The following is an 8,327-nucleotide window of genomic DNA, read 5'->3' on the forward strand; positions in this document are numbered from 1 at the left end:
GCGTGACTCAGGCCAAGGCCGCTTACGGTCCGACGCTGAGCCTGAGCGGAAGTCACCGCTACACGACGAGCCGCGTTCGGGGGACCACGTTGCCCTCGGAAAATGACGGATTCGGAACTACGGCCGAATTGTCGCTGTCGCAGCCGCTGTTCACCTCCGGACGCCTGGCGGCCGGTCTTGACGCGGCACGAGCCACCAAGCTGATCGTTCGCGAAAACCTGCGGGCCACCAGCCAGCGGCTGATCTCCGACGTAGTAGACGCCTACATCTCCCTTCAGCGCGATATCGAGCTTTACGGCGTGGCGGTGGAGATCCATGCCCTGTTGCTCCAGCAGCGCGACGTCACGATGGCACGCTTCAGGCTGCGCGATTCCACGCAGCCCGATCTCGACCAGACCAACAACAGGATGGAACTTGCCGCCGGCCGCGTGATCAGCGCCCGCGCCGGCGTGGAGGTAAGCGCAGCGCGCTACCGCAACCTCGTCGGCACATACCCCTCGTCGCTCGCTCCGCCCCCGCCCCTGCTCCGGCTGCCGACGCTGGATATGCTCTATGCCGAAGCCGAGCGCGCGAATCCGAACCTCGCGGCGGCCAAGTATGCGGAGGCAAGGTCGCGCGCGGAAGTCGGGGCGGCTCGGGCGTCCATGATGCCCCAGGTCTCCGGATTCGCTGCGTTGGACCGTGCGCCGCTGTCGCCTTACCAGAATACCGTCAGGCAGGAATCGGCCGTGGCTGGCGTGAGCCTGTCGATGCAACTCTATTCGGGAGGCCAGATGTCATCGATGGCCCGCGCCGCCGTGGACCGCAACCTGAGCGACCAGTTCTTCGTCGAACAGGCAAGGCGAGACATGCGCGAAGCGATCGCCAACGACTGGACCTTGCTGCAGGCGGCGACCGATGCATTGCCGCGATACGATGCTGCAGTGCGGGCTGCGGAAAGCGCCGTCGATGGCGTCAAACGGCAGGAAACCTCGGGGATACGGACCCTGCGGGACGTGCTGGACGTCACCAGCGACCTGCTTTCGGCACGCACCAGCGCGGTGCAGGCAAGGGCGGACGTCTATCTTCGTCATGTCGCCGTGCTTCGGGACGCCGGGCTGCTGTCGATCGATATGTTCTCCGAAGTCACCCCCTACGATCCGAACAGCTATCGCCCCTCCACCGCGGCGTTTGCCGGCCTGCCACTCGGACCTCTCCTCGGCCCGATTGATCGTCTTCTGCTCAACGAGCGGGTCAGGCGTGCGCCTGTCGTCAGGGAGGCAGCTGGGGAATATCAATGGCCGGTAGAGCATCCCAGCCCGCTACCGCCTGTTGCTGGCGCCGTATCAGTGCAGTCAGGCACACCTGACTGAGCCCGAAACGGAGGACGCCCCGCCCAAGCCATTCTCGCAAGTTGATCGGAAATGGACCTGTCCTTCGGCCCCTCGCCTTGCTGCGCCCGGTTCCGGCACGGTATCGCACCCGCATCCTAACAGGGGCAGGCACATGCTGCGGCGCGAAGAGTTCGACACGGGCTGCTGGAACGGCACCGTAAAAGCGTGCCGTCCGACCGCACCTCTCCGTGTCTTGCCGATCCTGCTTATGAGCGTGGCTGCAACCGTGACCGTCGGCAATTCAAGCATCCCCTCCCCCGGCACCGCCTTGCCGAGAGTTCGTCATGCAACGCCCAGGGTGCCCGCAGCGACCATCTCCATGCCAGTCCTGCCAGCGATGCGGTTCATCGATATGCCCACCGACGAGGCGCGGCGACTGAACGCCGCGACCGCTTTCTCTGCCGGACCAAATCCGGCCGCCCGCCCTTTCCGTTTTTCAGGCGACGACGCCAGCCGGCTGCGCGCCATCGACTGCCTTGCCAGCGCCCAGTACTACGAAGCGGGAGACGACCCTGAAGGCGAACGGGCCGTGGCGCAGGTCGTGCTGAACCGGGTGCGCCATCCCGCATTCCCCGCGACCGTCTGCGGAGTGGTGTATCAGGGCGCCGAGCGGGCGACGGGATGCCAGTTCACCTTCACCTGCGATGGCGCGATGGCACGGCGTCCGCTTCCCCGGCCTTGGGAAAGAGCCCGCCGCATCGCGCGCGAGGCGATCGGTGGAAGCGTATATGCGGCCGTGGGCCTGGCCACCCACTATCACACCGATTGGGTCCGACCGATGTGGAGCGGCAAACTGGAAAAGGTTGCGCAGGTAGGTCCTCACCTCTTCTTCCGCTGACCAAATGGGTGGGGGAACCCTGCGGCCTTTCACCAACCCCGACCATCGACGGAGCCATTCGAAATGCGGCTTGCCGCCGTGTCGGCAGCCCATCAGCCCGCCCTTGTCGCGGGCATTCAAGCCGCATCGACTTCCACTGGCGAAGAGACGATCGAACCGGCCTTGGCCTTCGCGACATCCTCCATGCAGGCGATCGACATGCGGGGGGCCAAGCTCAGGCTGGTACATCCCCAAGGCGACGCATTCGGCTTCCTTCTGCCCGATACGCTTCCGGGCTCTTTCGGCCTGCTTGCCCTCGACGTCTGCCGGGGACGCAGTTTCTGCAAGGTCATGGGCTGGACCGATCCAAACGCGATCCCGGCCGGATTCCCCATTCCCTACGATGCCCGGCAAAAGATGGTCTTTCTCTATGTCCGCGACGGCGTCCGGAGTGGCGGGATCGTCGCATGGAACTGCGCCATTTTCGCACGATCCGACCCGGAGGAGTGCCTCGACGATCGGACACGGCAATGGGACGCCGTGCGGCAAGTCGCCAGCGTACCCTGACGAAACGAAGGGCTAGTCTGGCTCACCGGCTCCGGTGCTCGCCGGCACTCTCCACCCTGCATAAATCCGCCACGAGTCCTCGATGATCCGAGCCGAGGTCGGGCGACCTGCGAAGCGCCGTCACCGCCCAGTCGCTGCCAGTAAGGACGTGATCGATCTGCCAAAGCCCGGCCCACGCTCCAAATACCGGCCAGGTCGGGCCGCCAGCCGCGTTGATCCGCAAGCCATTTTGTGAAGCGAACTGCCTCAGGGCCGACATCCTTGGCGACATGTTGAAATCCCCGATCACGATGGCATCGGGCGATTGAAGCAGAAAAGGCCCCAGGTCTCGCAACTCCTGCCGCTGCCGGCCGAGCGGAAATGGACGAGAAAGATGCACTGCCACGATGGGAAAATTCACGCCCTTGTCGCCATATCCCAACCTCATCCGCACTGCCGACAACGCACGCCGGTTTTCCGCGTCACCTCGGGCAAGTGCCCGACTTTCGACCGGCGCAATCCGGGAGTAAAGCACTGTCGAACAACGCCCATTGGCGAGACATGATGCCCGGTCCCGGTATCGCGCCGCCAATCGAGCCCGCAAGTGCGTGGCATTCTTGTCGAGTTCCCCGACACCAACGACCTGCGGATTTTCCCTCTCGATCCACGCCATGATGGCGCTTGAGCGATCCGTGCGCTGAACATTCAGCCAAGCTACTCTCAACCGTTCGCCCGAGGGTGAGCAATGGGCCGTGCCGCGCGTCTCGGGCAATAGCACCATGAGGCCTGGAACTGCTGCAACCAGCAGTAACGCACAGTGCGACGCGCGAGCTGTCCGCGCAGCGAGCATGGCGGCGGATCCGATGCTCATCACGGCGGCAGGCAAGGCTACCAGAGAAAGCAGATCAAGAAACGGTGCCTGCGCGCCGCTTGCCGCCCCAAGCAAGACCAACACGGCGCAGGCGACGCACCCCTTCAACCACCGCTGGCTAACCCTCCTCACCCAACGGCACTGCGCGGAAGCCGTACTCGGGCATCAGACGGGCGCTGCGGATCGCTGATCGACAAGGAGCTAAAGGCTCTCGATCCGCTCGGGCGTCAGTCGCCCCCGCAGCAGATCGCCGAGGCCGATCCAGTTCCCCTTGGCCCTGCCGATACGATCCACCCATGGCTCGGGCCGGAAACATCGCGCGTGGTTCGCGATGATGTTGCGCAGGATGAGGCGGGCCGCACGGACCGGCGTCATCGTCCCCTTGCTCGCAAGGTAGGAGGGATTGATCACTTGCGAGTATCCCAATCTCACGCCAGGCGTCCGCCCCACTTTAACGCCCAGATGGACGCCCGCGAAAGCAAAGGTCTTGACGATGCGGCCCCTGGAGCGCAGCGACGCAGCGAAATCGACGTCCTCCTGCCATGCGTAGAGCTTGAGGCGTTCGTCGAACCGGTTTCCCTTGAGCGATGCCGCTCGGTAGACCATGTTGCATCCATACAGCCCCGTCAGTCCCATCACGATGCAATTCGGACTGAAATCCTTCTCCTCATGGAGCCGCAGGATTTCCTCTGCCTCGACGCGGGATATTCCCTTGGTATTGATACCGTCCGCGATTACGTTTCCGGTCGCCCCTACGACTTCAGGGTGTGCGGAAAAGAATCTCTTGATCCGCTCCACACTGAAACGCGAAGGGACGAAATCGTCGTCGTAGAAGACGATGAGGTCGTGTGCTTCACCGAGCACGTCGAGCGCCGCGTTGCGCTGAGCACAGAGGCCCCTGCGCGCCTTCACGACCTTGACGGTGTTGCTCTCGACGAAATCCGCTGGCAGGTCGGCGTCATCCACCACCGAAAAAAGCAGGATATCCGGTCGATGGGTCTGGTTTTCAATCTGCGAGCGGATTTGTGAGACCAAGTCCGGCCTGCCGAGGCTGGCAACGACGACCGCCACGGAAAGGTCCGTCCCGACAGGTCCGGCATGGGCATTCATGGGATCATTTCTCCAACGCTGATAACGATGAAATGCGTCGATGCCCGCCGCAGTGATCGGCGAATAGCTGCACCGCTCCAAACCAGCTTGTGATCGGCTCCGGCTCACTGTCCGGCAACGAGTTCTGACCGGTCCTCGACCATCCGAATGAAGCGCGCCGGCACGCCGCCCACCAAGGTCATCGGCGCAACATCGCGATGAACTACGGCTCCCGCGGCAACGACCGCGCCCCGCCCGATTGTCACCCCCGGCAGGATTATCGCACCGGTGCCGATCCACACATGGTCCTCCACCACGATCGGGGCCGTCGTGTCCTTCCGGCTGCAACCGGCGGCGAACGAAATTTCGTGCGACGCCGTTTCGAAACAGACGTTTGCGGCGACCTGGGCGAACGCACCGATCCGCACTCCGCCTCGACAACCGAACCGCGCATTGGAATTGACGAAGCTTCTGGCGCCGATGGCGATCCTGCTTCCGCTGCCGACCGGCATCACCGTCACCGGCCCTATGACGACAACCTTGTCCCCCAGCCGCAATCCTGCGAGCGCCAGCAGATGGCGCCTAAGCGCGATCCCGATCCGGCCACGGGGCATGGCATTGGCGAGCCCCAGAAAAAGCGTTTCCCCTAACGACATGCCATGCCTACACAATCAGGTGGACGCTACGGCGAGACGCGCGACGCGGGAACGGGAGAGCATCTTCGCCAGCGGACGCTCAATTGCCCGATGCACAGCACACCCTACGCCGATGCAACCGATGGTCACCACCGGCACCCATACCCACTGAGACATGAGCGACAGTGCAGGCAACGTCTCGAAGGCCTTGGCATAGACGATCAGCACCAGCGGATGGAAAAGGTAAATCGCGTAGGACGCATCGCCGATCGCAACGCCCAATCTCCGCGCCGAGGAGGTCTCGCCGCGCATCTGCAGGGCTGCGGCGAGCAACAGGACCGAAGGTATTCCCCACACGAGGAAACGGACGTGCCCCGGCAGACTATGCGTGGTTCCGGCGAAGAAGACGATGCTCGCCCCAACTATCGCCGCGATTGCGACTCCGGTCAAAACCGCCGGGCCCGGCAGCTTCCATCTCCGTCGTCCATGCAGATACGCCATGGCAGCGGCCATGCCCATCACGAATTCCAGGACGATGGGCGAGGCGATGAAGCTTTCTGCATCGAACGCGAGGTTCGAAAGTACCGTGATTGCCACCATCGCACCCCCCGCTCCCAACACGGCTCCCCGCAAGTCTTGCGCCAGCAGGCTGACGGCGAAGATCAGATAGAAATACATCTCGTAGCTGAGGGTCCAGGAGATGCCGATGATCCTCAAGTCTGTTGGCCAGAGCGCCAGCGACGCCGCCACGTCACTTGGATTCAGCGTTTTTTCCTGGAAAAACCCCAGCGCCATGGCAAAGAGAAACAGGGCACAACAGCACCAATACAGGGGGAATATCCGTCTCGCCCGATTGGTCAGGAAACGGGCACTTGCGCCTGCACCACCGACGTCGCCCCGGCGTGCGCAAATGTAGACCATGATGAAGCCGCTGACGACGAAGAAGACGTCCACACCGGCAGCGCCGCTCAGGACCAGCCAGTCAGGGGGGGAAACTGCGTATCCGATACCCTTGGACGTCTCCAGCGCATGATGCCAAGCCACAGCCGTCGCCGCTGCTCCACGAAGAATCTGAACCCCGTCCAGGCGACGCGATGTCGGATCAGCGCTAACAATTCCCACCATGGTGATCCCCCATCTCGCCCCGGTCCAGCACGCCTTCCAGTCGGCTCGTTTTTCGCCGATTCATCGCCCTTCCTTGGGCTTCTCGCGTCGTGAAGCTCGCGCTCCCCCGATTAGGCATCAGTAAGATCCGCGCGCCAGCAGCACTGCGGGCACGGTCTTGCACAGCAGCCAGGCATCCAGGACCAGGCTTTTGCGATCGACATAGGAAACATCCATGTCCACGCGCTTCTCATAGGACGTGTCGCTGCGTCCGCTGGTTTGCCACACTCCGGTCAGTCCAGGCCTCACCAGGCAATACTGTTCGAAGTTGTCGCCGTACCGCTGCACTTCCATCTCGACGATCGGCCTGGGCCCTACAATGCTCATGTCGCCTGCGAGCACATTGAAGAGCTGCGGAAACTCGTCCAGGCTGAGTTTCCTGACGATGGCTCCCACTGCAGTGACCCGCGGATCGCAGCGAAGCTTCTGGGTGGCGTTCCACTCCCGCAGTGCCTCGGGATTCCGGTTCAGGTGATCGCCAAGAATTTCGTCGCCGTCGACTTTCATCGTCCGAAATTTCAGGCACTGGAAATAGCGCCCCCGATGCCCGAGCCGGCGATGCCTGAACAGCACTGGTCCCGGGTCACTGGCATAAAGCACGAGCGTCAGAACGATGAGGAATGGAAACACGATCAGGAGGATCATGGCAGCAACCATGACGTCGAACATGCGCCACATGAACGTTTCCCGCGCGGATATCGACCGAACCCGAGAACCGACAGGCCGAACATTGCCACGGGGGCCCTGCTCTACCGCCTTGACCAACGGGCGATCATGCCGACCTCTGCCGCGTTGCACAGGTTCAAGCGCACGGACCGTCATTACTTGGTTGACCAAGCGTCCCACAAAAACCTCCCGAGCATTGGTTACCGTTCAATTAACCAATCTTAGCGCCCGAAATTTTGCAGTCGCAATATAAGAAAAATTCGTTTTGGGCCTAGTTCATTCAAGAGAAACTCATAAACCAGTACAAATACCTAATTACGAGCACTATGCTGACTGGGCCTGACATCGGTTCAGCAATGCAATAGCCATTTTCAGACGAGATCATGAACATCGTCCACCTCGAATCGATCGACCAATCGTTCATACCGAGCGCAAGCATCCGCCATGAGTACTGACGGGATATCCGGATTGGCATCCGGCCGCCTGCTCTTGTCGAGCAGCACCTGGATGCAGTTGTATCGCCCGCTCGCGATCGGGTCCCCGCCGCCACCGCGCCGCGACGCAGCAAGGCTTACGTAGCGGTTCTCCAGCGCCGGCGCGAGGTTCAGGCCAGCAGATATCTTGCCCAAGGCCGTATCTGGTGCCCCCATGAGGGCTTCATGAGTTATCCCTACACGCCGGTGAGGAGGAAACCGATCCCATAGCGCCGCAAGCGCCTTCAATCGTTCCACATAGTAGATCGCCGCTTCCTGCTCGCTGGCGTATTCGTCCCGGCCAAGCGTCGAGAAGAGCCTGACGATGGAGCAGATCGCATCACCGGGACGGCGCACCATGAACACTGCCCTGGCGTCGAAAAACGCGTGGGGCGCTGCCCAGTCATGGCGCGAGTGGAGTATCTTGTCGAAGAGGATCGGCGCCTGCGGCTTCCATCCGCCACGGCGAATCTGGTTCATCGCCAGCCGCCCCAGCGCGCCCTGCCCGTCATGACGGACATGCGATTCGCCATAACCGCTGACGTCAGGCCGAGAACACAGGATGTTCGACAGCGCCGTCGACCCGCAACGCATGTGCGCGAGGACGAAAAGACAATTTCGGTAATCCAGGCCGGGAGCGGAACGGCTCAACAGCCATCCGGCAGTGCGTTTGCCTGTTTCGCGAAGCGCGTG

Annotated in this window: 9 protein-coding genes; 3 read left to right on the top strand and 6 right to left on the bottom strand. The window is 62.5% G+C overall.

Annotation, left to right across the window (positions count from 1 at the left end; translation table 11 throughout):
• The 3 genes from VMR39_RS03605 to VMR39_RS03615 form a co-directional block, all read left to right on the top strand.
• Positions 1 to 1,352, top strand: a 1,352-nt coding sequence (locus VMR39_RS03605) for a TolC family protein (protein ID WP_325414437.1), incomplete at its 5' end; no start/stop codon positions are given.
• Positions 1,353 to 1,485: 133 nt separating this feature from the next.
• Positions 1,486 to 2,211 (top strand): cell wall hydrolase, encoded by a 726-nt coding sequence (locus tag VMR39_RS03610; RefSeq protein WP_325414439.1) that lies wholly within the window; start codon positions 1,486 to 1,488, stop codon positions 2,209 to 2,211.
• Positions 2,212 to 2,274: 63 nt separating this feature from the next.
• Positions 2,275 to 2,757: a hypothetical protein gene (locus tag VMR39_RS03615; protein WP_325414441.1), complete on the top strand. Its 483-nt coding sequence runs from the start codon at positions 2,275 to 2,277 to the stop codon at positions 2,755 to 2,757.
• 22 nt (positions 2,758 to 2,779) lie between these two features.
• Here the strand turns inward: VMR39_RS03615 and VMR39_RS03620 are convergent, their stop codons facing one another.
• From VMR39_RS03620 to VMR39_RS03645, 6 genes are all read right to left on the bottom strand, one after another.
• A complete protein-coding gene (locus VMR39_RS03620; RefSeq protein WP_325414443.1) occupies positions 2,780 to 3,691 on the bottom strand; it encodes an endonuclease/exonuclease/phosphatase family protein in 912 nt (303 codons plus the stop codon).
• A 117-nt stretch (positions 3,692 to 3,808) separates the two neighbouring features.
• Positions 3,809 to 4,717, bottom strand: a complete 909-nt coding sequence (locus tag VMR39_RS03625) for a glycosyltransferase family A protein (protein ID WP_325414445.1) — start codon at positions 4,715 to 4,717, stop codon at positions 3,809 to 3,811.
• 104 nt (positions 4,718 to 4,821) lie between these two features.
• The gene (locus VMR39_RS03630) at positions 4,822 to 5,352 is read right to left on the bottom strand and encodes an acyltransferase (protein WP_325414447.1); all 531 of its coding nucleotides are present in this window, start codon (positions 5,350 to 5,352) and stop codon (positions 4,822 to 4,824) included.
• A gap of 15 nt (positions 5,353 to 5,367) precedes the next feature.
• Complete coding sequence (locus tag VMR39_RS03635) at positions 5,368 to 6,456, bottom strand: acyltransferase (RefSeq protein WP_325414449.1); 1,089 nt, start codon at positions 6,454 to 6,456, stop codon at positions 5,368 to 5,370.
• A 117-nt stretch (positions 6,457 to 6,573) separates the two neighbouring features.
• The gene (locus VMR39_RS03640; RefSeq protein ID WP_325414451.1) at positions 6,574 to 7,173 is read right to left on the bottom strand and encodes a sugar transferase; all 600 of its coding nucleotides are present in this window, start codon (positions 7,171 to 7,173) and stop codon (positions 6,574 to 6,576) included.
• Positions 7,174 to 7,532: 359 nt separating this feature from the next.
• Entirely contained in the window at positions 7,533 to 8,114 is a 582-nt protein-coding gene (locus tag VMR39_RS03645) for a sulfotransferase (RefSeq protein ID WP_325414452.1), read from the bottom strand.
• Positions 8,115 to 8,327: the final 213 nt, after the last annotated feature.

Source organism: Sphingobium sp. (genome assembly GCF_035511395.1).
Taxonomy (GTDB): Bacteria; Pseudomonadota; Alphaproteobacteria; order Sphingomonadales; family Sphingomonadaceae; genus Sphingobium.